The sequence below is a fragment of the Eudoraea sp. genome, from assembly GCF_039969275.1.
GTDB lineage: Bacteria > Bacteroidota > Bacteroidia > Flavobacteriales > Flavobacteriaceae > Eudoraea.
The window spans coordinates 417,434-439,036 of record NZ_JBDVOC010000010.1; the positions used below are offsets into that span (position 1 = coordinate 417,434).

Genomic DNA, 21,603 nt, shown 5'->3' on the forward strand with positions numbered 1-21,603 from the left:
TTAAAGGCGGTTTTTTAATTATCTATAGTCTTTAATGGGGTATTCATCCATAATTCGGAGAAATCGTCTGGTTTAACAATAGGCTGGTTTTTAAAAATAGGCCTGTCCTTCTTCATATACAGACTGTCTTCAGGACCTCTGACATTTGGTTTTACCTGCTGGACGAAAAATTCCCTAAACTGATTAAAATAAATGTAAGTTGGTGTATTTATTTCGTTACCCTCTGTATCAACAATATTCCTGGCATCAAAGGAAAATAACTTAGCATCTATTATATTGTCTTTATTCCGGGAAGTATTCAATTCTTTAAAGAAAGACAACCTTTCATCAACATTACTAAAATTAGGGTATATGTATGCCTGATTTTTATTTATTATAATCTCCTTTAATTTCATCTTTTTACCCTTATAAATTAAAGAATAATTGTTCTTTATTAGGGCTGATTGCTTTTCAGGTTCCTTGTTAAACACTACTACAAAACATAGTTTTTTCGAATCCATCAACATTTCCTCCACTTTAAATTTAGGAGGCTTCCTTAATCTGAAGGAATTATTAAAAGAAATATAGTTTAAAAACATTTTATTATCAACGCGTTGATACTCGGTGATGACTTCAAAAATCAGTTGTCCTTTAGTCACATTATTATTTCCATTATTGGCAACTGTGGTTTTTAATTTATCATAAAGGGCGTACTCCATTTTATGAATGGCGAAATCTCTTTGGGAAATGTATAAAGTACCATAGGCCAAATAACGCATGTCCTCCTTTCTAAATCTAATTGCATAAAGGCTTTCACTGGCTAAATAGGTATCCGGCCCTTTGGAAAAAGTGTGATTTTTAATGAAATCATATTTTAAACGATGCACAAAAGAGTACGAATCAATGTCATAATTTCGCAAGGCATCATGGATTCGCAAAATGGTAAATTCATTACCCCCATAATTCCTTAAAAATGCTTTATCTATGACCTTTACACCACTTTTATAATTATAGGGCTTTTCGGCTATAGTATCCCTCTCAAAATCCCTGTTTTCCCGGTAATCATATATGCGTACTGAAGTGGATTCATTATCGGACTCATCAAAACCTTCATCAAAAACCCCTAAAATAGCCTCATTAAGGTTGATATATTGATTTTGTTTTTTTTGATAATCCCGATAATAACCAACTGTTGAAAAAGAATTCAGAGGGTAATTCCCAGGAATTCCTTCTATGGCCTTTTTAACAATCCTTTTTGCAGAGAGCCTCTTCTTTTTTCTATTTGTGACTATTACTTCCTGGAGTTCTATAGTCTTGGGAAAAAGCTTTATTATGTTTATTTCTTCCGTAGCTAATTCCGAAATTAGTATGTTCTGCTCCATGAAACCCATTGAGGTAATTTCAAGTATTTCGCCTATTTCTTTAAATTCCAAGGGTATAGCAAACCCGCCATCATCATTGGAGATCACACCTATGGCTTTGTTCTCAATTCGTATCGTGGCAAAAGAGACAGGTTTTTTAGTTTCAGCATCTATGATTTTTCCATATATAAACTCTGACTGCTGTGCCCAGCTAACGGAAGTATAAAAACCTATAAGGATATAAAAGACCAGAAGTAATCTTACCCTCATAAAAATTTAAATTTTTAATGGCACCCTTAGGACAATGTAAAATACAAAAACAAAATGTAAAGGGAAAGTAAAATAATTCCGTCGCGCCAACCAAGCCGGAGGCCTTTGGGTATAAATACTAATGGAAGAATAACAAAGGAAATACCAAGCATCCACCAGATGTCATTGGTTAAAAGCCCCTGGTCTATTACATAGATTGGGGTTATCATGGAGGTAATACCCAGGACCGCCAATAAATTAAAAATGTTAGATCCAATAAGGTTTCCAACTGAAATCGCTTTTTCCTTTTTAATTATAGCTATAATAGAAGCGGCCAGTTCCGGGATACTTGTCCCTACAGAAACCACTGTGATTCCAATGATTCTTTCGCTAACCTCATAGAAAGTAGCCATGCCTACGGCACCCATTACCAATAATTCTGACCCCCCCCAAAGGGCTACTCCCCCCAATCCAAGGAAAAGCAGTGCTTTATAAAGTGCCAGTGGTTTGTCATCCTCACGAGCATCATCTACAACAGCTGTTTTCTGATAGCGAAGTAAAAAAATTAAAAACAGAAATAGAAAAAGAAGCATAATTCCGCCTTCATAGCGCTGTAATGCACCGTCGAAATAAATAAAACCAAAAAATAAAAAAGTCGCGGCCATCATCACCGGCCAGTCTGTAATGTAGAAAGCCTTGCGCACATCAATGTTGCCCAGTACTATAATAATTGCCAATACTAATCCCAGGTTTGCAATATTGGATCCAACTACATTGCCCAGCGCCAGGTCCGGAAAACCATCTATGGCGGCGTTTATGCTAACTATAAGTTCCGGTGCTGAGGTAGCAAAAGACACAATGGTCATACCTATAATAATCCTGGATATGTTCAAACGCAATGAAAAAGCTACCGCTGACTTCAACAGCCAATTACCCCCCAGAACTAATAGAGCCAAGCCAAGAGCAATAAGCAATAAATTGAACATCTTAAAAATTTTAGCAAATATAGCAGAATACACCCGGAACAGGGCTGTACACAACATTAAATTAATACCGTCTTTTGGACAATTGAAGGATGATTTATTATCCTTAGATAATGTCTGAGAATTGAATTATTAACCCAATAAAAACTTAAAAAATAGTTAAATAACTATAAATGTAGTTGCTTAACTAGATTATTAGTAATATGTTTGATTAAAATTAATCGCATCATGCAGAGACTTACCAATAAGGAAGAGGAAATAATGAAAATCCTGTGGAGATTAGAAAAGGCATTTGTAAAGGAAATCAGGGCTGAATTGAAGGGCGATAAGCCACATTACAATACTTTATCTACAATAGTCCGCAACCTGGAGGAGAAGAATTACGTTTCTCATGAAGCATTTGGCAATACCCACCGCTATTATCCTTTGGTCACCAAAGAAAATTACCGAAAACACTTTATTTCTAACACCCTTGTAGATTATTATGACAATTCCTATAAAAGCATGGTGTCTTTTTTTGCCAGGGAGCAAAAGATTTCGATTGATGAACTTAAGGAAATAATAGAATTAATTGAAAAAAAAGACTAGATGGAAGCTATAATGATATATCTTTTAAAAGCCTCGGGAATACTCGTTCTATTTTATTTCGTCTACCAGGTATTTCTTAAAAAGGAAACCTTTTTCCGGGTAAACCGCCATTTTTTACTAATCGGAGTAATAGCTGCCTTTGTTTGCCCTTTTATCGTAATTAATAATTATGTAGAAATTACAGCGACTCCTTTTATTACAGCTAATACCTCAGTTAAAAATTCCTCTTTTGAAATAAGTCAGCCCTTATTTAATTGGCTGGATTTAGTTTATTTAGTTTATGGTATAGGTATGTTTTTACTTGGACTTAAGTTTTTTCTGCAAATCTTCGCTATAAGGAAGGTGATTCACTCGAACAAAATTATTAAAAAGGATGGTTACGTTTATATAGAAACTAATAAGGACATTGCCCCTTTTTCGTTTTTCAGGTATATTTTTTATAACCCCGTTAAATTCGAGGAGCTGGAACTTGAAGCAATCTTAAAACACGAGCGGGCTCATAGTTCCCAGCAACATTCCCTGGACTTACTGTTGGCCCATCTGCTTACCATAGTTATGTGGGCAAATCCATTCAGCTGGTTATATAAAAAAAACATTGAACAAAATCTTGAGTTTTTAGCAGACGATACGGCCATACAAAGTGTTGTCTCCAGCAGGGCATATAAATATGCTTTGCTTAAAGTATCCGGAAATCACTTTTTTACACCAATCACAAATAATTTTTACAGTTCATTAATCAAAAAACGAATAGTCATGTTACACAAATCAAAATCACACAAAAGAAACTTGCTTAAAATGGCACTAATCCTGCCGGCCCTGGCCGTATTCCTAATAAGTTTTAACACACATACGGTCTACCTACCGAAGAAAGAAACTAATACCAGTTCTGCCTTTATAACCGCAGAAGGCCTTAAAACCATTGAAATCCTGATAAATAAGGATACTACAAATGAAGAATTGGAGGAAATTAAAAAAGATTTATCCTCCAAGGGAATAGATTTCTCCTACACCGTTGTGCATAATGAGAATAAAGAGATTATAGAGCTAGAAATTGATATGCGCTCTAAGAAGAAAGACGGGAAAAAATTCAGAGGATCCTCTTCATTCGACAATAATGGAAAGCCAATTGATCCCATAACTATTGTTTATGATGAAGATAACAACTCCTTTTTTATGGGAGACAAAAAGTCCAAGCATAAAGTTATACACGAAGATACCGATATTAATACCTGGGTCTACAGCGACAATGAAGAGCATAAGCACATTGAAATAAAAGTGAATGATGGAAAGGAAATAATTATTGTAAATGGTAAAGAAGTTTCCCGCGAAGCCTTTGAGGAAATAGAGGAAGAAGATAAGATGCATGGTAAACATGTACGGATAAAGCAAAAACACTTAGCCGGTGACCATACCAACGTAATTATAGTAAAGGATACCGATGATGAAGATGATATTGAAGTAATTAGTGAAGATGGGAATGGATTTTTATTTATTGATACGGAAGATGACGAAGTTCAACTTTATATTATTGACGGAAAAGAAGGCAGCAAAGAAGATGTTAAATCTGTATCTCCCAATAAGATTGAAACCATAAATGTTTACAAAGGTGATAAGGCAGTTGAAAAGTATGGTAAAAAAGCAAAAGATGGGGTAATAGAAATTAAAACCAAAAAGGAGAACTAGCTCCTGAAAGTACCTAAACTAAATATTTATATACTTAAAATACCGATCACATTTCTGATCGGTATTTTTTTATTGCACAACGGAATTGCCCAAATTGGCTTTTATTGAACCAAAAAGTGCCTTGCAATTCCAAAAAAGTTAAAAATACCCCCTACAATTATTACTAATTATAAGTTTAACAAGCATTTATGCTTAATATTTGAAACTTTGTACAAGGGACAGTTAATATATTTATAATATAACTCATTATTTTACTTACAATAGTGTATGCAATTGCATTAATTTTTAACAATTTGCTTGGAGATGGGGTATGAATTCCAATATCTTCGATCTATAATTAAAAGGAAATAATTTTTAAACGTATAAAACCAGTTATGATTACAATTGCCAAAATTATAATATTTGTCATAGTATCCTTGATTCTTATAATATCCTAAACAGAATTAAAGGGGTATCTTTTATAAAAAAATGAACGCTTTATGCGTTCATTTTTTTTATTTTTTAGGTACTATCTTTACAAAAAGTAACGCATGAAAAAAGCACTCTTTAGGCTTCTTGCCAAGATTAACAAACTGATATTACCTTCCTTTACTAAAAAGAGATTAGATCTTTCCAAAGCCTCTAAGTACCAAATGGCCATTATTGGTTGGCGTTACTTTGTTACTACCAATGCCCTGGATTAAAAACTTACCAATGATTTAGTCTGGTAACCCTCTAATTTAGCCGCACCATTAAGTTTAAGTAACTCCAGTAAAAAATTACATTGTATTACTTTTCCTCCCAGTGCTTCCACCAATTCACAAGTAGCCTTTGCAGTCCCGCCTGTGGCTAAAACATCATCATGTATAATTACGTTTTCTCCGGGCTGAATACTGTCTGCATGCATTTCCAGAGTATCTTTCCCATATTCAAGCGAATAGGTTCTGCTGATCTTATCCGAAGGCAATTTTCCCGATTTTCGCACAGGAACAAATCCGGCATTTAATCGTGATGCAAGGATTGGAGCAAAGAAAAAACCCCTGCTTTCCATTCCAACAACCTTATCTACTTTCATATCACCAATCATTTTTAGCATGGCATCTGCCGCCGCCTGCAATGCAGTTGCTTCTTTTAAAAGGGGGGTAATATCCTTAAAGTTCACCCCTTTCTCAGGAAAATCATGAATATCTCTGATGTAATTTTTAAAATCCATTTATTTGATTGCTAGTAATTTTGCCTTAAATGTAAAAAGAAATATATTTGCAGCCCCCTTGGGAAACATAATATATTTGGCCTCGTAGCATAACTGAATAATGCACTTGATTACGGCTCAAGAGATTACAGGTTTGAATCCTGTCGAGGTCACTTAAAGCAGAAAGTCCATTACGCGAGTAATGGATTTTTTCATTTTAGAAACGTCAAAAACTAAAGGTTTTTGTAAGTGAATTAAAATGGAAAATCAACTGCGCCCGCAGCTGGTCTTTCTATTTTCAAAAAGGAGTTCAAAGGAAAACCGTAGGTAATCCTGTCAAGGTCACGAATAAACCACAAAAAAGTGGAAATACAAGCGTGTTTCAAAAAGGAGCTCGCTTCTTTTTTGATAAATACATGTTTCTAAGTTTAAATAATAGAAGACAATTAATCCTGAAGATAAAACTTTTTTATTGTGCTGTAGACATTTGGTTTAATCTGGATTAATTTAATGAAATTCTTTTCCAGGCTTACATTAATAACAGCCATAATATCCATGATCGGCAATCCAAATAGATAGACTTTCATTTCTTTGGATAAATAGGAATCTAAGTGCATTTTATCCAAGTAAATTATATTTGAACGGATATCTTTTGTAATTAAGGCCATCCATTCTAGTTTTACGATTATGAGAAGAAGATCCAAAATTATCAGCTTTGTACTAACACTTGGAAGTGCTTTTGTTCTTTTTATGTCATTCATGGTAGTTACCAATATTATCTAGGCTACTTCCGGTCATATCAATCTAATTGGTATCTTTGATCTACCAATATGCTCCAAATCCATGTTAGTTTTACTATCATGATCTTAAAACCTAAAAAATGCCTAAAAGCACCAGAAATTTAGCAATTGCCTTGATCTTGGTTATCTTGGGCTTTGGTATTGGCATATACCTTCAAGATTTAAAGCATCAGGAAAGTACGGCTGCAGCCTGGGAAGCCAACCGGTTTAATGTTGCAAAATTCCACAGGATACTACGATATAATTCAGATATGAATATGGCCAACTGGGAAGCAATGAAAGATAGCATTTCACAGCAATTAGACTCATTGGTCATCCTAAGATTCAGGAAGGAAATGGACAGCCTCAACGCCCTAAAGAATCAAAACCCATAAGAGTCTCTTAAATTCTTAAGCAATACAAAAGGCAGAATTAAGTATATATTTCCTGAATTTCCTTTTTATATTTCTCCCTAATCACACGTCTTTTGAGCTTTAATGTTGGCGTTAGTTCAGCCACAGCATCATCTTCGTGAACAGGCAGCCAAACGGCTGGGACCAACCGGAATTTCTTTATTTGTTCTATATGACTGAATTCCGGATTGTATTTATCAATCACTTTTTGATATTTCGCGATAATTCTATCCTGCATTACCATGTCCTCCAGATTGGTCCACTTAATACTTTTATGCATACACCAGTTCTTTAACCCATCCTCAGAGGGAACAATTAGCGCAGAAACAAATTTTTGTTTATCCCCAATAACCATGATCTGATCAATAACAAAATTTTCCTTTATCCTGTTTTCAATAGGTGCAGGGGCCACATATTTACCGCCGGAAGTTTTCAACAACTCCTTCTTCCTGTCAGTTATTTTTAAAAAATCCTTGCCATTCGAACCTTTTATCAATTTTCCAATATCCCCGGTGCAGAACCATCTTCTGCCATCAATTTCTTTAAATACCTTAGCATTTATCTCAGGTTTTTTATAATAACCCGACATAACATTAGGCCCAATAGCAAGTATTTCACCTTCGTCTTCATTATATTCCCCTGACGACCTATCTATATATAGCTCTACCCCTTTGATAGCATAGCCTACCGTGCCAATAATGGCTCCCCCCGGTTCAGTACTATTAACAGTTAAGGTAGGAGAGGTTTCTGTTAACCCATATGCCTCCCTTATATTAATGCCTGCAGCGCAAAAAACGCGAATTATCTTCAAGGGGCAAGGAGCTGAGCCCGTAATAATCAGACGTACATTTCCCCCCAGGGCTTCACGCCATTTGCTGAAAATCAATTTATCTGCGATCCCCCATTTTATTTTATTAATAGGAGATAGATTTTGATCCAGCTCATAATTATCTGTTAAGCGAAGTGCCCAAAAGAAAAGTGCCTTTTTTACTCCTGTTAAAGCCAGGCCTTTATTGTAGATCGCTTCATATACTTTTTCAAGCAGTCTTGGAACTGTCGTAAAAACCACCGGTTTCACCGATGCCAGATCACCGTCCGGCCCACTCAGGCTATCGGTTCCACAAAAATATATGCTGGCAGCCTTGTTAAACCAGGCGAAAGAAACCGCTCTTTCATAAATGTGGCATAACGGCAGAAAACTCAGCACCTTTTCACCGGGATCAATTGGTGCTATTGGTGCAGTTTCAAGTATAGCATGCATGATATTACTATTTGTTAGCATGACACCTTTAGGATTACCGGTTGTTCCGGACGTATAAATTATAGTAATCAGATCTTCTCCCGTTAATCGCCCCTTAATTTCCTCCACTTTGCTTAAACCTTCACTGTCCAAAATTTCCTCCCAATAGGGCCTTCCTTCAGCTTTGTCAAAAGTGTAGATATTTTCTAAACTCGGAATATTCTTTCCTGCTAAGGACAGTTTGTCATAAAGATCAAGACCTCCGCAAAATGCTGCCTTTACTTCCGCTTCATTCAGGATATATTCATACTCCGAAATACTAATGGTTGGGTATAATGGAATACTTATAAGTCCGGCCATTTGCAGCGCAAAATCCATAATTACCCATTCGGGCCTGTTTTTATAGATTACCATCGCTACCTTATCTCCGGGCTTCAGGCCTAATTTTAGCAAACCGGAAGCAGCTTGTTCCGAATAATTTTTTACATCCTCTGTGCTATAGGACTTCCAGTTACCTTTAGAATCCCGGGCACTTAAGGAAGCTTCAAGTGGGTTGCTGTTTAATTGATGGTAAAGAAGATCAAAAAGTCTGGTCATTGGTTTGTTATTTTAGGTTTGGTATTGGTATATTTATTAAATCCGCCTTTATCCGAGAATCATTAGTCAACTTTAAAATTAAAAAAATTACTCGAACATCAAACTAATAAATTCGGCCACACAGGCTGGTTTATCAGAACCGTCTAGCTCCACCACACAATTCCAGGTAATTTTTAATCCTTTATCCCCGTAATCTTCAATTTTTTGAATAGTACAGATTAACCTGAGCTGATTATCTACTAAAACAGGGCTTGGAAAGCGTACTTTATTTAATCCATAATTTATACCCATTTTGGCAGATTTAACTAACAAAACATCTTTTAAAAGTTTAGCTAAAAGTGCAAGTGACATAAAACCATGAGCCACCGGCTTTTTAAAAGGTGAATATTTTTCTGCTTTTTCAACATCGATATGTATCCACTGGAAATCCATGGTGGCTTTGGCAAAGTCATTAATCATTTCCTGGGTCACCGTAAGCCAATCTCCCGCCGGTAATCTTTGACCTTCTATTTCTCGAAAGTCAGCAAAATTCTCTAATTCTAATTTGGCCATATTAATTATCTTGAAGTTCCACCATCTATTGTAAGGCATATCCCCGAAACAAAGCGCGCCTCATCAGATGCCAGATAGAGATAACCATAGGCTATATCTAAAGGTTGAGCTACAGTGCGCAAGGGAATGCTTTCTTTAATTTTAGCAAAATGTTCTTCCGGAATCTTATCTACCATATCGGTCATTGTAAAACCGGGTGCTATGGCGTTGGCGGTTATGCCATACTTGCCAAATTCCATCGTCCAGGTCTTTGCCATGGCAATAACACCTGCTTTGGTGGCTGCATAGTTCGTCTGTCCAAAATTACCCCTTAAACCTACATTGGAGGCGGCGCTTACAATCCTTCCATACGTATTGGCCTTCATATATGGTACTACAGCCTGTGTACAGATAAAGACTCCTTTCAGATTGACATCAATAACGGCGTCCCATTCTTCTTCACTCATTTTTTCGAGCGTTCTGTCTCTTGTGATTCCCGCATTATTAATAAGGATATCTATTTTACCATATTTATCATTTACTTTTTTGAAAAGCCTTTCTACTGCAGGTTTATCGGTTACAGAAACCTGATGATACTCCGCTTTTCCCCCGGTCTCATTTATGTTATCAGCTACCTTCTGTCCTTGCGGTAACAGGTCCATAATAATTACCGTTGCACCCTCTTTTGAAAAGAGTTCGGATATGGCCTGCCCTATTCCACGGGAACCCCCGGTAACTATGGCAATTTTGTCTTTAAGTCTCATTTTGTATGATTCATTAATTATATTTTTTTTCGTCTTTGCGAAATTTGATCCTTTAAACTAAGCAGAACTTTAATCTAAAGCAAAATAATCAGGAAGAAGAACGGCATTAAACTTTTATTACCAATTTACCTCTGACTTTTCTGTCCATTATTTCCTGTAACGCCATGGAGGTTTCCTTCAACTCATAAATCTTATGGATATGGGGTTTTATTCTGCCCTCATCATACCATTGCATCAGGGTCCTTGTATTCTCCATATTCACTTTGGGGTTTCTCATGGCAAAATCGCCCCAAAATACCCCAACGATAGAAGCTGTCTTAAGCAAAGGCAGGTTTAAAGGCATTTTAGGTATAGTCCCGGAAGCAAATCCTACTACCAGATATCTCCCTTCCCATGCAATACCTCTGAATGCCGCCTCAGAATATTCCCCACCAACAGGATCGTATATAACATCTACCCCTTTGTTATCTGTCAATTTTTTTATTTCAGACTTCAAATTTTCTTTGGAATAGTTAATGGTTTGATCAGCACCATATTCGCGACATAATTCTAACTTTTCTTCAGAAGACGCTGCTGCAATAACCTTGGCCCCCATTAATTTACCTAATTCCACCGCAGCCAAACCAACACCACCCGAAGCGCCAAGTACTAGTAATGTCTCGCCCTTTGCCAGTTTTGCCCTGTCTTTGAGGGCATGATATGAGGTGCCATATGCCACCATAAAAGAAGCCGCAACAGGGAAATTCATTTTCTTTGATTTCAGGAAACAGGTATTGGAAGGCACTATAACTTCCTCTGCAAAGCCTCCGCTGAACACAAATCCAAAGACCTCATCTCCTATGGCCAGATGATGTACATCTTCGCCAACTTCTTTAACTATTCCGGCAATATCACTTCCAGGAGTGAATGGAAGCTCTGGTTTAAACTGGTATAAACCCTGGATAATTAATGTGTCAGGAAAATTTATTCCACAGGCTTTTACTTGCACCACCACCTCTTTTGCTTTGGGTTTTAAACCGGACATTTCTTCTAAAACCAGAGAAGATGGCGGTCCGAATTCTTTACATCGTATGGCCTTCATCTTCTACTACTTTTAGCACCAGTTTGCCTAACTTTTCACCTGTAAACAACCTTTTATAGGTTTGCGGAAAATTCTCAATTCCCTCATATATATCTTCTTTGCCTTTCAATTTTCCCTCTGCCAGCCACGCACCCATCGCCCTTGCAGCTTCGCCATACCTTTGTGCATAATCAAATACCACCATTCCCTGCATTGTGGCTCGGTTTACCAGGAGTGAAAGGTAATTACTGGGTCCTTTTATGGCCGTTTTATTGTTGTATTGCGATATGGCTCCACATATCACTATTCGGGCATGCATTCTCAGTTTACTCAGGGCAATATCAAGAATTTCGCCACCTACGTTGTCAAAATAAACATCCAGGCCTTTTGGACATTCTTCCTTCAACCTGGTTACAACATTCTCGTTCTTATAATCAATAGCAGCGTCAAAACCCAACTCCTCTAAAATATATTTACATTTCTCCTTACCCCCGGCAATGCCGACAACCCGGCATCCTTTAATTTTAGCAATTTGACCTACGATGCTCCCCACCGCTCCTGCTGCTCCTGAAACTACCACAATATCACCTTCTTTTATTTTCCCTACCTCAAGAATACCAAAATAGGCTGTCATGCCTGTCATGCCCAAAGTGCCTAAATAAGTTGGAAGAGGAGCAAGCTTAGGATCTATATTACGCAAATCCTTTCCATCCGAAATTGCATATTGCTGTACACCCCCAAATCCGGCTACATAATTCCCTACTTTAAAGTTGAGATTTTTATTAACTGCCACCACCTCACCAACAGCGCCAGAGCGCATAACTGATCCAATAGCCATTGGCTCTATATAGGACTTGGAATCATTCATCCAACCCCGCATAGCCGGGTCAAGGGAAACATAATGTTGTTTCACCAGAATTTCCCCTTCCTGCAATTCGGGAATAGGATTAGTCTCTAATGACCAGGTTGAAGCATCTGCCTCACCTATCGGTCTCTTTACAAATTTCAATTGTTTATTCATATTTTTCATTTCGGTTTTATCCTTTCTTTTTATTTGAGAAACTCTTTACGTATGCTTCCATTTTGGTTCGTATTTCAGGTTTCCACCACAGTGTTGCAGCTTCTTTCAGCGAATTTTTAGCATTTAAATCAAGTTTAGCGAGTAAATTTTTTCGAAGCTTATTTTTTGTGTTAAGAAGTATTTCCTGATCTGCTTGCAAATACTGCTGCATCCTGGATTCAGCCTTTGGCAATACCTGCTCTAAAGGAACCAATTCGTCCACTAATCCGGCAGACAAGGCTTCTTTTCCATTAAGCAGCTTCCCTTCCATAATATATCTGCTAGCCAAACCCTGACCTATCCAAAAGGCATAGGTTTCTACAAGGTTCTGAGAAATTTGAATATTTACAGCAACCTCATTCAGTCCAATAATATATTGTTCTCCATCTGCCATAATTCGGTTATCACTTGCCACTGCAAGAACGCAGCCCCCCGCCGGGGAATGACCGGTAATTGCCGATATAACAGGTTTGGTGATCTGCATTAGTTCTATGAAAAGTGCACCAAAAACATTAAAAAAATCTTCGATCTGCTTTTTGTCGTACTGAAATAATTCTATTAAATCCAATCCTGCCGAGAAATAGTGTGGCTGCCCTGTAAGTATTGCTCCTTTCACTGCTTTGTCATTTTCAATATCGCGGAACACTTGCCTAAGCTCCTGAACCATATCATAATTAATGGCATTTACCTTACCACGGTTCATCTGAATAATGGTATAACCCTCTTTCTTAATAATCTTTAATGTATTCATCCGGGTAAAATTTTTATTTTGTTCAGCATTGGTTTTTTAAATTATTTTATAATAAAGATGTTCCACCGTCGAGTGTTATGGTTTGACCAGTAATATATTTTGAATTATCAGACGCTAGCCATGCTACGGCTTCCGCAATTTCATCTGCTTCTCCAAACCTATCCATAGGAATCAATCTTTTAAGGGTTTCTCCCATATCAGGTTTGCTTGCAAGTAATTTGTCTAAAAGTGCCGAATGGGTATACCCCGGACATACTGCATTTATTCTAATATTCTTACGCCCATATTCCAGGGCCGCCGATTTGGTCATACCTACAACCGCAAACTTACTGGCACTATAGGAAAGGTTGTAACCAGAGGGTTTTAAGCCTGCCAGTGAAGCGATATTTATAATATTCCCATGTCCCTGCTTCATCATTTGCTGCAAAGCCACTTTCATGCAATAGAATACCCCCGTCTGATTCACAGCAATAACATTGTCCCAATCTTCAAGGGTATGTTCAGCTGTCTTTCTTTGATTTTCACCACCTATACCCGCATTATTTATCATGACGTCTAACCTACCATGATCCCGAACCGTTTGGCTTATTAACAACTCTACTTCTTCAAACTTAGATACATCCGCCTGGTACGTAAAAGCATTACCTCCTGCAGTGTTTATTTGATCGGCTACCTTTTGGGCTCTTTCAATATTCAGATCAGATACAATGACCAATGCCTTGTGCTTAGCTAACAATAAAGCTGAAGCAGCTCCTATTCCACTTCCTGCTCCGGTAATGATCACAATCTTATTTTCTAATTGCATATTGCTTTTATTTTGTCAAACGTCCTTGATCTTTTATGCTTTGTGTTTTAAATTTTAAATTACTAATGTTATCAGTCAATACTATCATTCTGAATGGCGTTCCATGCGGTATCGCAACATAAGGCGGAAACCGTATTCAGGTTCGCAAAACGAGGGTCTGTTGTATGTCCGTGCTTAAATCTATAATATATCTGTTGGGCAATTACCGCAATTTTAAAAAGACCATATGCAAAATAGAAGGTAAGGTTATTTATCTCCCTGCCACTTTTAAGTGCATATTGCTGCACGATTTCTGTTCGGGTAGGATTGCCTGCCATAGTTGTTGGAGATGGAAGCCCCTGTTTTAAAAAATCAGCATCTGAGGCTGTGGTCCAATACCCAAGGGAAGTACCCAAATCCATCAAAGGATCACCTAAAGTACACATTTCCCAATCCAGTATTGCGGCTATTTTTTTCCATTGGTCATCAACAAACACTACATTATCGTACTTATAGTCATTATGGATAAGGCTGTAATGATAGTTTTCAGGTTGATACTTTTCCATCCATGACATGACCTTATTTGCGGAGGGAACTTCTTCCGTTGCCGCGGCAAGGTACTGCTTGCCCCAGTTTCTAACTTGTCGCTCAACATAGCCATCCGGATTTCCCAATGATTCAAGACCGGCTGCTTTATAATCTACATCATGGAGTTCCACATAGGCATCCAACCATGTATCCGCTATAGTTTTAAATTCATTAGGAGTGACCGCACGATCTCTGGCCTCATTAGCAGTTAAAATTATTCCGTCAACTTTTTTCATTAAATAAAAAGGAGCTCCCAAAATATCAACATCTTCTGAATATGCATAAGGCGCAGGCGCTTTATCAAATACTTTATGCAAATTATAGAGTACTTTAAATTCCCTGCCCATATTATGACCGCGTTTTGGTGCCGCAAAGGGCGGACGACGAAGTACGTATTCCTTATCCTCTGTTTTTAGCAGATAAGTAAGATTAGAATATCCATTATAAAACTGCCTGATGATTAATTCACTTTTCTCATCATTGATCAAATTGCATTGCAACAGGAACTTTTTCAAGCTTTGCACATGAAGCTCTTCTCCTTTTCGAACAGTTTTGGTCAGTTCCTTTACCCGCATTGCCAGACTTATGTGTATTTTTTTATTGTATTTTTTCCCAATTGACTTAGATGAACCTCGTCCGGGCCATCAGCCAGCCTCAAGGTTCTGGCAGAGGCATAAAAGTGCGCTAATGGGGTATCTCCACAAACGCCCTTGCCACCCATTATCTGTATGGCCCTATCAATCACTTTTAAGGCCATATTTGGAGCTACTATCTTAATCATAGCAATCAGGTCTTTTGCTTCCTTATTTCCAACCCTATCCATTTTATCTGCAGCAGAAAGGACCAGTAGACGTGTTTGTTCTATTTCACAACGAGAATGCGCAATTTCCTGACGAATACTGCTATAGGTATCTAAAGTTCTGCCAAACGGACTGCGTTCAGAGGCCCTTTGAGACATTAACTCCAGGGAACGTTGTGCCATTCCTATTAATCGCATGCAATGGTGTATTCTTCCCGGACCCAAGCGACCCTGGGCTATCTCAAATCCTCTGCCTTCACCAAGGATAAGATTCTTTTTTGGTACACGAACTTTATTTAGAACGATTTCTGCATGGCCCTCGGGAGAATCCTGGTATCCAAAAACACTTAGAGGTCTTATAACCTCCAGGCCGGGCGTATCCATCGGAATCAAAATCATGCTGTGTTGCAGATGGCGGGGCGCATCAAAACTAGTCTTACCCATTACTATGGTGATCCTGCAATTAGGGTCCATGGCTCCTGAAGACCACCATTTTTTTCCTGTTACTACATAATCATCGCCATCAGCTACAATAGATGTCTCAATATTAGTTGCATCTGAGGAGGCTACGTCGGGTTCTGTCATTAAAAATGAAGATCTGATTTCGCCCTGCATTAATGGCTGAAGCCATGTTTCCTTCTGTTCAGAAGTTCCGTATTTCGCCAAGACTTCCATATTACCTGTATCGGGGGGACTGCAATTAAATACTTCTGAGGACCAAAGTATCCTTCCCATGATCTCGGCCAATGGGGCATATTCCAAATTTGTCAATCCCGGACTTAAGGCTCCATAACCCACGGGTATAAACAAATTCCAAAGTCCCTGAGCTTTGGCTTTTTGTTTCAATGCCTCAAGGCCCGGCCATTTTTTCCAAATATTGGTTGGGTCTCTATGGAAAGTTTCCACTTCCTCCTGTACAGGTATTAAATGCGTAGCTATAAATAGCTTAAGTTTTTCCTGGAAAGCAAGCGATTTTTCACTGTATTCAAAATTCATATCATTAATTTTAATCCGTAAACAAATGTCAACCTGAAATTAAGTACCCCCCGTCTGCTACATATACTCCACCTGTCATATAAGATCCTGCATCAGATGCCAGCAACATGACCATTCCGGCCATTTCTTCGGGAGCAGCTATCCGACCCAGTGGTAAGGCTTTTGTTAATCCGGCAACCAATTTGTCATTTGTCCATAATCCTTCACTAAATTTAGTCTTGATCAGACCAGGACACAATACATTTGCCCTAATCCCATAACGGCCCCATTCTTTCGCCTGATTCTTGGTTAGCATTATCAAAGCAGATTTAGTGGCGCTGTACAATCCTAATCCAAAGCCAGGAGTTATTCCTTCAACCGATGAAATGTTAATGATGCTACCACTACCCTTTTCCTTCATGTGAGGCAGGACCAGATTAGAAAGAATCCAGGGCGCCTTGACATTGACATTCATTATCTTATCAAAGACGGCTTCGTCTGAGCCCTCCAGAGGACCATAATAGGGGTTTATGGCCGCATTGTTCACTAAGATGTCTATGCTTCCAAAATGTTCAATGGTCTTAGCAATAAGTGTTTTACGTTGTTCAGAATCGCCAATATGGCATTGTATTCCCACCGCCTCAAGGCCGTCTTCCCTAAATTCAGCGGCAACTTCGTCTACAGCTGCCTGCTTCCTACTACTTACTACTACTTTGGCTCCATTTTCAGCCAGCCCCCTGGCAATAGACTTCCCTATTCCTTTACTTGATCCGGTGACTATAGCTACTTTACCACTCAGGTCAAATTTAGATTTTATACTGCTCATAGTTTATTTCAACTTATTTTATTCAAATTGGTAATTCTTCGTTCACTAATGCCCCATGACGTCCACTAGGTAAACAACTTATTTTCATTAGCTGTAGTCAACACATCTTTATCCATCAAAACCTCAGCCAATGCCTTTGTTTTAGGAATTTCATATTTAAAATAAAATTTCATCGCAGAGATCTTACTCTCATAGAATGCGGATGAATATTTGGTGTCACTCAAAACCATCGCATTTTGAGATTTAACAGCGATATCCAACCACAACCAGCCTAAAACAATATTTCCAAAAAATTCCATAAATACCGTAGCATCTGATAAAAATCGTTCATAATCTCCTTTTTTAGCAAAATCCATCAGAAAATTCAACACTTCCTCTGTTAAGGATAAAGTTGTTCCAAGTTTCTTTGCATAAGGCACAAGATCATCATGTTCAGATGCTTTTTTTATGCTTTTCATTATTTCTGCCGACAACAATTGTAATGCTTTGCCATTATTCATTGTAATCTTTCTTCCTAAGAGATCCAATGACTGAATCCCTGTAGTTCCTTCGTAAATTGAAAAAATTCGGATGTCTCTGTAATATTGCTGTAAAATAAAGTCTGAACAAAAACCATAACCCCCAAGGACCTGTACACCGTTACTAACGGATAGCAATCCCATTTCAGAGGGATAGGTTTTAGCAATTGGTGTTAGCATTTCAAGCAGTTGTTCATATCTTTCCCTTTCTTCCGGATCTGTATGAGTCTTTGATAAATCATGATATTTGGAGGTAAGTAATACCAGGCTCAAGGATCCTTCTGCCACAACTTTTTGCAATAAAAGCATACGTTTAACATCCGGGTGGTTTATGATAAGGGTTTGCTCCTGCGCTACATCTTTTTTACCGGTATTAGTCAGGCTTCGTCCCTGGGGTCTTTCACGTGCGTACGCTAAAGATGCCTGATAAGCTGCCATAGTAATAGCCGCAGCTCCCCGTCCTACAGCTATCCGGGCACCGTTCATCATCATGAACATATACTTTAATCCCTGATTGGGTTCCCCAACAAGCCATCCCTTACAATCGTCATTATGCCCAAAGAAAAGATGCGTTGTACAATAGCCTTTCTGACCCATTTTTTGAAAATCCGCAAAAGTAGTCACATCATTAAATGTAAGGTCACCAGTAGCTGATTGCCTGTTTTTAGGAACAACAAATAGAGAAATTCCTTTGGTGCCTGCAGGTGCCCCTTTGATTCTGGCCAATACCAGATGAACAATGTTTTCGGCGCCTTTATAGTCTCCTCCCGATATAAATATTTTCTGCCCTGAAATGTTATAGCCGTCTTCGGAAGGTTCAGCTGAAGTCACAATATCAGATAAAGAACTTCCTGCCTGGGGTTCCGTCAGGCACATAGTCCCGTTCCAATCACCAGTAAGCATTTTAGGAACGAATTTATCATTGAGCTCTTTACTCCCAAATTTTACAATCAACTCTGCTGCCCCAAGGGTCAATCCAAGGTAACCAGGCAAATGATTATTAGCTGTTTCCTGGATATAAGCCGATGCAGTAACCACCATCCCGGGTAATTGCATCCCACCCATTTCATAATCAAAAAGTCCGGAAACAAGTCCCATTTCCCCTCCTTTTTTTATGTAATTTTTCACCTGTGGATGGACAATTATTTCTCCATCTTCAAAACGGGCAGGCTGCTCATCCATTTCACGAAAAAATGGGAACATCTCCCTGTCCGAAAAATCCTTGACAGCGTTTAAAAAAAGGTCTACAGATTCCTGGTCATAGTCATTAAAACGACTCTGATCTAAAACAATTTGAAGATCGTGTACTTCGTAAAGTAAAAATTTAAGGGTATTGATATCCAGATATTTGTTTTCCATATACTTTTATTAGGTGTCCTGTATTTATAAAATAGGATTACCAATCAAAATCTTAATAAAATTTTCTATTTGCCTGCCAATATTTGTAACATCTAGGCTACAATAATCGACATATAACCTCAAGATAGGCATTTCGAATGACATGTAATTTTTGGTAGCCAAAATATCCATTTTGTCAATTTATTTCGAAATTATTTTATTCTGGTGCAACCCTTTCGTTTTTAGCTTGTCTTTAGAAGTGAATGAAATTTATAATTCAAAAATAGAACTAACCAAGGCCTGATCTAGTTGAAAGCCAATATACGTTATACGCATAAAGATCTTGTTGAAAAAAGCAAGTTGGGAGATAGAACATCACAATACCAATTGTATGAACTCTATGTGGACGCCATGTACAATGTTGGTATGCGAATGATAGGAATAAAAGAAGATGCTGAGGATGTACTCCAGGATAGTTTTGTTGAGGCATTTAAAAACCTAAAAAACTTTAGGTATGAAAGCACATTTGGTTCGTGGTTAAAAAGAATAGTAATAAATAAAAGTATTAACCACCTTAAAACAAGGCGTATAGCAATTACGCCAATTGAAAACCATGAATATTACCTGAATGAAGATGAGAATGAAAAGAGTGATCAAAAGAGTGAACAAAAGGATATCCAAAACATCATTAACGGAATTGAAAAACTACCTGCCGGGTATAAACAGATCATAAATCTTTATTTAATAGAAGGTTATGCACATAAAGAGATTGCACAGATACTCGAGATTTCTGAAGCTACTTCAAAATCTCAGTACCACAGAGCCAAAAAAAAATTAATCACAATTATTAGCAGCTAATAATGGACAAATTTGAAAAACATATACGGTCGAACAAAGAATTGTTTGATATACACGAACCTGATAAAGCTAAACTTTGGGGAAATATTTCGGCTAAATTGGGTGATCCTCAGCCCAAGGTTATACAGCTTTGGAGGATATCCATGGTCCGAATTGCTGCCAGTATTTTATTGGTACTAGGGCTATCAGGAATCATAGGGGTTACTTTATTCAATACGGGAAATCAAAAATATCAGGATAGTCTGGTCACCAAAGAATTACAGGGTATTGATATGCACTATAAGGCTTTAGTCTCTCACCAGATACAGTTGGTAAAAGATCACCCTAAACTCTCAGAAAACGATAAAGAGGAATTTTTAGGTTTTATAGATGAACTGGATGAAGAATATGAGGTATTAAAATTGGAAATGAAAAAAAACTTGGACAGCGAAATTGTTCTGGAGGCCATCATTACCAATTATAAAAAAAGAATTGAACTCATAGAAAATTTATTGCAACAAATAAACGAATCCAAAATAACAGATGAAAATGATGGATACAATTTATAAAAAACTACTGGTTATAATGGTTATTCTCGCATTAAGCCATTCTACAACGGCTCAGCAGAAGGTAACTAAGAGGATAGAAAATTCTTTTGAAATGAATGGGGCCGGGGAATTACAGGTTAACAACGAATACGGAAATATTACTGTGAGGGGCTGGGATCAAAACAAAGTTGAAATAGTAATAGACATTACCGCTACCGGTAAGAAGAAAGAAAACGCGGAAAGTCTTTTAGAACGCGTTATTCCTGATTTCAAGGTTATGGACAATTATGTGGCGGTGACCTCAGAAATACAGGCTAAAAAAACAGGATTTATTGCCAAATATTTTACCAATGAGAGTCCTTTAGATTTTAGTCGAAGTAATCTTAAAATAGATTATATCATTATGCTGCCTTCCAATGCCGAATTGGAGATAAATAACAAATTTGGTGATGTTGTTATTGACGGATGGGCAGGAAATCTTAAAGCTATAGTTGCACATGGCGATATCTGGATTAATGAGAACATTGATAATGCAGACATTACCATAGACTACGGGAAATTAAAGGCCCGTTCTGTCGGTTACGGTAATCTTAGGTCAAAGAACGGTGACATTACTATTGATGAATCCAGAGATCTACGGATTAATAGCCGTGGCACAAATATTAAAATAGAAAACGTAACTACGCTTGATATCCATTCGAATAAGGATGAAATAACTATAGGAGAAATTGGCTCTATTGAGGGAGAGCTAAAATTTACTACTGCACTTGTGAAAAGTGTTGGTAATACTATTAATATTAGCACTAAGGTCACGGATTTTAAAGTTTCCCAATTTCTTAAACCAAATCCTGTAGTTTTTATTAACCAGGAGTCCTCGGATGTCAGTCTTAATATTAGTGGAACATCCTTCGTATTTGATGCCGTTTTGGAAGAGGGATTACTAAGGATTCCTAAGACCTTTGAAAACATTAATTCAAAGATGGTAAATGATGTAAAAAAAATCCGTGAAATTGAAGCTACATATGGAAAAAAAATGCAGGGTAAGGTGTCCTTAATCGGAAATAAAGGCGTGGTAGTACTTAAAGAACAGAAGTAAACTATCCAACTTCCATTAAAATTACGATAACTAGCTCTTAAAAAGACCTGATCCAAAATATTAAAATACCATTGTTTAAAATAAA

At 37.6% G+C, this 21,603-nt stretch carries 22 protein-coding genes and 1 tRNA gene; 8 read left to right on the plus strand and 15 right to left on the minus strand.

The window, feature by feature from the left end; translation table 11 throughout:
* Positions 1-14: 14 nt before the first annotated feature.
* Positions 15-1,610, minus strand: coding sequence for a carboxypeptidase-like regulatory domain-containing protein (locus ABJH90_RS09715; RefSeq protein WP_348138793.1), 1,596 nt, complete (start codon positions 1,608-1,610; stop codon positions 15-17).
* A gap of 26 nt (positions 1,611-1,636) precedes the next feature.
* Positions 1,637-2,575, minus strand: a complete 939-nt coding sequence (locus ABJH90_RS09720; RefSeq protein WP_348138795.1) for a calcium/sodium antiporter — start codon at positions 2,573-2,575, stop codon at positions 1,637-1,639.
* 225 nt (positions 2,576-2,800) lie between these two features.
* Between ABJH90_RS09720 and ABJH90_RS09725 the strand changes: the two genes are divergently transcribed.
* The 3 genes from ABJH90_RS09725 (at position 2,801) to ABJH90_RS09735 (ending at position 5,526) form a co-directional block, all read left to right on the plus strand.
* Entirely contained in the window at positions 2,801-3,160 is a 360-nt protein-coding gene (locus ABJH90_RS09725; protein WP_348138797.1) for a BlaI/MecI/CopY family transcriptional regulator, read from the plus strand.
* A complete protein-coding gene (locus ABJH90_RS09730; RefSeq protein WP_348138799.1) occupies positions 3,161-4,843 on the plus strand; it encodes a M56 family metallopeptidase in 1,683 nt (560 codons plus the stop codon).
* A gap of 530 nt (positions 4,844-5,373) precedes the next feature.
* Positions 5,374-5,526 (plus strand): SsrA-binding protein, encoded by a 153-nt coding sequence (locus ABJH90_RS09735; RefSeq protein ID WP_348138801.1) that lies wholly within the window; start codon positions 5,374-5,376, stop codon positions 5,524-5,526.
* Here the strand turns inward: ABJH90_RS09735 and ABJH90_RS09740 are convergent.
* On the minus strand, positions 5,523-6,035 hold the full coding sequence (locus tag ABJH90_RS09740; RefSeq protein WP_348138803.1) for an adenine phosphoribosyltransferase: 513 nt from the start codon (positions 6,033-6,035) through the stop codon (positions 5,523-5,525). The two genes, ABJH90_RS09735 and ABJH90_RS09740, sit on opposite strands and share 4 nt — an antisense overlap.
* 78 nt (positions 6,036-6,113) lie before the next feature.
* Here ABJH90_RS09740 and ABJH90_RS09745 point away from each other — a divergent pair.
* A tRNA-Arg gene (locus tag ABJH90_RS09745) sits at positions 6,114-6,187 on the plus strand.
* 273 nt (positions 6,188-6,460) lie between these two features.
* Here ABJH90_RS09745 and ABJH90_RS09750 read toward each other — a convergent pair.
* On the minus strand, positions 6,461-6,775 hold the full coding sequence (locus ABJH90_RS09750; protein ID WP_348138805.1) for a hypothetical protein: 315 nt from the start codon (positions 6,773-6,775) through the stop codon (positions 6,461-6,463).
* A gap of 119 nt (positions 6,776-6,894) precedes the next feature.
* Between ABJH90_RS09750 and ABJH90_RS09755 the strand changes: the two genes are divergently transcribed.
* Positions 6,895-7,188, plus strand: coding sequence for a hypothetical protein (locus ABJH90_RS09755; RefSeq protein WP_348138807.1), 294 nt, complete (start codon positions 6,895-6,897; stop codon positions 7,186-7,188).
* A 37-nt stretch (positions 7,189-7,225) separates the two neighbouring features.
* On the opposite strand, the gene ABJH90_RS09760 is transcribed toward ABJH90_RS09755, so the two are convergent.
* From ABJH90_RS09760 to ABJH90_RS09810, 11 genes are all read right to left on the minus strand, one after another.
* Entirely contained in the window at positions 7,226-9,043 is a 1,818-nt protein-coding gene (locus ABJH90_RS09760; RefSeq protein ID WP_348138809.1) for a long-chain fatty acid--CoA ligase, read from the minus strand.
* An 87-nt stretch (positions 9,044-9,130) separates the two neighbouring features.
* On the minus strand, positions 9,131-9,595 hold the full coding sequence (locus tag ABJH90_RS09765) for a MaoC family dehydratase (protein ID WP_348138811.1): 465 nt from the start codon (positions 9,593-9,595) through the stop codon (positions 9,131-9,133).
* A gap of 5 nt (positions 9,596-9,600) precedes the next feature.
* Positions 9,601-10,338 carry a 3-oxoacyl-ACP reductase FabG gene (gene fabG / locus ABJH90_RS09770; protein WP_348138813.1) on the minus strand — a complete coding sequence of 246 codons (738 nt, stop codon included), beginning with the start codon at positions 10,336-10,338 and terminating at the stop codon, positions 9,601-9,603.
* 106 nt (positions 10,339-10,444) lie between these two features.
* On the minus strand, positions 10,445-11,419 hold the full coding sequence (locus ABJH90_RS09775; protein WP_348138815.1) for an NADPH:quinone oxidoreductase family protein: 975 nt from the start codon (positions 11,417-11,419) through the stop codon (positions 10,445-10,447).
* Positions 11,400-12,428 (minus strand): NADP-dependent oxidoreductase, encoded by a 1,029-nt coding sequence (locus tag ABJH90_RS09780; protein WP_348138817.1) that lies wholly within the window; start codon positions 12,426-12,428, stop codon positions 11,400-11,402. The genes ABJH90_RS09775 and ABJH90_RS09780 overlap by 20 nt, the downstream gene beginning before the upstream one ends.
* 7 nt (positions 12,429-12,435) lie before the next feature.
* Positions 12,436-13,209 (minus strand): enoyl-CoA hydratase/isomerase family protein, encoded by a 774-nt coding sequence (locus ABJH90_RS09785; protein ID WP_348138819.1) that lies wholly within the window; start codon positions 13,207-13,209, stop codon positions 12,436-12,438.
* Positions 13,210-13,255: 46 nt separating this feature from the next.
* Positions 13,256-14,014 (minus strand): SDR family NAD(P)-dependent oxidoreductase, encoded by a 759-nt coding sequence (locus ABJH90_RS09790; RefSeq protein ID WP_348138821.1) that lies wholly within the window; start codon positions 14,012-14,014, stop codon positions 13,256-13,258.
* Between the two features lie 71 nt (positions 14,015-14,085).
* Entirely contained in the window at positions 14,086-15,156 is a 1,071-nt protein-coding gene (locus ABJH90_RS09795) for a phosphotransferase family protein (protein WP_348138823.1), read from the minus strand.
* Positions 15,157-15,164: 8 nt separating this feature from the next.
* On the minus strand, positions 15,165-16,376 hold the full coding sequence (locus ABJH90_RS09800) for an acyl-CoA dehydrogenase family protein (protein ID WP_348138825.1): 1,212 nt from the start codon (positions 16,374-16,376) through the stop codon (positions 15,165-15,167).
* Positions 16,377-16,404: 28 nt separating this feature from the next.
* Positions 16,405-17,181 carry a glucose 1-dehydrogenase gene (locus ABJH90_RS09805; protein WP_348138827.1) on the minus strand — a complete coding sequence of 259 codons (777 nt, stop codon included), beginning with the start codon at positions 17,179-17,181 and terminating at the stop codon, positions 16,405-16,407.
* A gap of 65 nt (positions 17,182-17,246) precedes the next feature.
* On the minus strand, positions 17,247-19,058 hold the full coding sequence (locus ABJH90_RS09810) for an acyl-CoA dehydrogenase (RefSeq protein WP_348138829.1): 1,812 nt from the start codon (positions 19,056-19,058) through the stop codon (positions 17,247-17,249).
* A 288-nt stretch (positions 19,059-19,346) separates the two neighbouring features.
* On the opposite strand from ABJH90_RS09810, the gene ABJH90_RS09815 reads away from it, so the two are divergent.
* From ABJH90_RS09815 to ABJH90_RS09825, 3 genes are read left to right on the plus strand one after another with little or no spacing between them, the layout of a single operon-like run.
* Positions 19,347-19,895 carry an RNA polymerase sigma factor gene (locus tag ABJH90_RS09815; protein WP_348138831.1) on the plus strand — a complete coding sequence of 183 codons (549 nt, stop codon included), beginning with the start codon at positions 19,347-19,349 and terminating at the stop codon, positions 19,893-19,895.
* Positions 19,896-19,897: 2 nt separating this feature from the next.
* Positions 19,898-20,443 carry a hypothetical protein gene (locus tag ABJH90_RS09820; protein ID WP_348138833.1) on the plus strand — a complete coding sequence of 182 codons (546 nt, stop codon included), beginning with the start codon at positions 19,898-19,900 and terminating at the stop codon, positions 20,441-20,443.
* Positions 20,424-21,518: a hypothetical protein gene (locus ABJH90_RS09825; protein ID WP_348138835.1), complete on the plus strand. Its 1,095-nt coding sequence runs from the start codon at positions 20,424-20,426 to the stop codon at positions 21,516-21,518. Before ABJH90_RS09820 ends, ABJH90_RS09825 begins: the two co-directional genes overlap by 20 nt.
* Positions 21,519-21,603 lie beyond the last annotated feature (85 nt).

Bases quoted from the DNA above. Each gene is read 5' to 3' on its own strand.
- ABJH90_RS09715 (WP_348138793.1), bottom strand. From the start codon at position 1,610: ATGAGGGTAAGATTACTTCTGGTCTTTTATATCCTTATAGGTTTTTAT.
- ABJH90_RS09720 (WP_348138795.1), bottom strand. From the start codon at position 2,575: ATGTTCAATTTATTGCTTATTGCTCTTGGCTTGGCTCTATTAGTTCTG.
- ABJH90_RS09725 (WP_348138797.1), top strand. From the start codon at position 2,801: ATGCAGAGACTTACCAATAAGGAAGAGGAAATAATGAAAATCCTGTGG.
- ABJH90_RS09730 (WP_348138799.1), top strand. From the start codon at position 3,161: ATGGAAGCTATAATGATATATCTTTTAAAAGCCTCGGGAATACTCGTT.
- ABJH90_RS09735 (WP_348138801.1), top strand. From the start codon at position 5,374: ATGAAAAAAGCACTCTTTAGGCTTCTTGCCAAGATTAACAAACTGATA.
- ABJH90_RS09740 (WP_348138803.1), bottom strand. From the start codon at position 6,035: ATGGATTTTAAAAATTACATCAGAGATATTCATGATTTTCCTGAGAAA.
- ABJH90_RS09750 (WP_348138805.1), bottom strand. From the start codon at position 6,775: ATGAATGACATAAAAAGAACAAAAGCACTTCCAAGTGTTAGTACAAAG.
- ABJH90_RS09755 (WP_348138807.1), top strand. From the start codon at position 6,895: ATGCCTAAAAGCACCAGAAATTTAGCAATTGCCTTGATCTTGGTTATC.
- ABJH90_RS09760 (WP_348138809.1), bottom strand. From the start codon at position 9,043: ATGACCAGACTTTTTGATCTTCTTTACCATCAATTAAACAGCAACCCA.
- ABJH90_RS09765 (WP_348138811.1), bottom strand. From the start codon at position 9,595: ATGGCCAAATTAGAATTAGAGAATTTTGCTGACTTTCGAGAAATAGAA.
- fabG (WP_348138813.1), bottom strand. From the start codon at position 10,338: ATGAGACTTAAAGACAAAATTGCCATAGTTACCGGGGGTTCCCGTGGA.
- ABJH90_RS09775 (WP_348138815.1), bottom strand. From the start codon at position 11,419: ATGAAGGCCATACGATGTAAAGAATTCGGACCGCCATCTTCTCTGGTT.
- ABJH90_RS09780 (WP_348138817.1), bottom strand. From the start codon at position 12,428: ATGAAAAATATGAATAAACAATTGAAATTTGTAAAGAGACCGATAGGT.
- ABJH90_RS09785 (WP_348138819.1), bottom strand. From the start codon at position 13,209: ATGAATACATTAAAGATTATTAAGAAAGAGGGTTATACCATTATTCAG.
- ABJH90_RS09790 (WP_348138821.1), bottom strand. From the start codon at position 14,014: ATGCAATTAGAAAATAAGATTGTGATCATTACCGGAGCAGGAAGTGGA.
- ABJH90_RS09795 (WP_348138823.1), bottom strand. From the start codon at position 15,156: ATGCGGGTAAAGGAACTGACCAAAACTGTTCGAAAAGGAGAAGAGCTT.
- ABJH90_RS09800 (WP_348138825.1), bottom strand. From the start codon at position 16,376: ATGAATTTTGAATACAGTGAAAAATCGCTTGCTTTCCAGGAAAAACTT.
- ABJH90_RS09805 (WP_348138827.1), bottom strand. From the start codon at position 17,181: ATGAGCAGTATAAAATCTAAATTTGACCTGAGTGGTAAAGTAGCTATA.
- ABJH90_RS09810 (WP_348138829.1), bottom strand. From the start codon at position 19,058: ATGGAAAACAAATATCTGGATATCAATACCCTTAAATTTTTACTTTAC.
- ABJH90_RS09820 (WP_348138833.1), top strand. From the start codon at position 19,898: ATGGACAAATTTGAAAAACATATACGGTCGAACAAAGAATTGTTTGAT.
- ABJH90_RS09825 (WP_348138835.1), top strand. From the start codon at position 20,424: ATGATGGATACAATTTATAAAAAACTACTGGTTATAATGGTTATTCTC.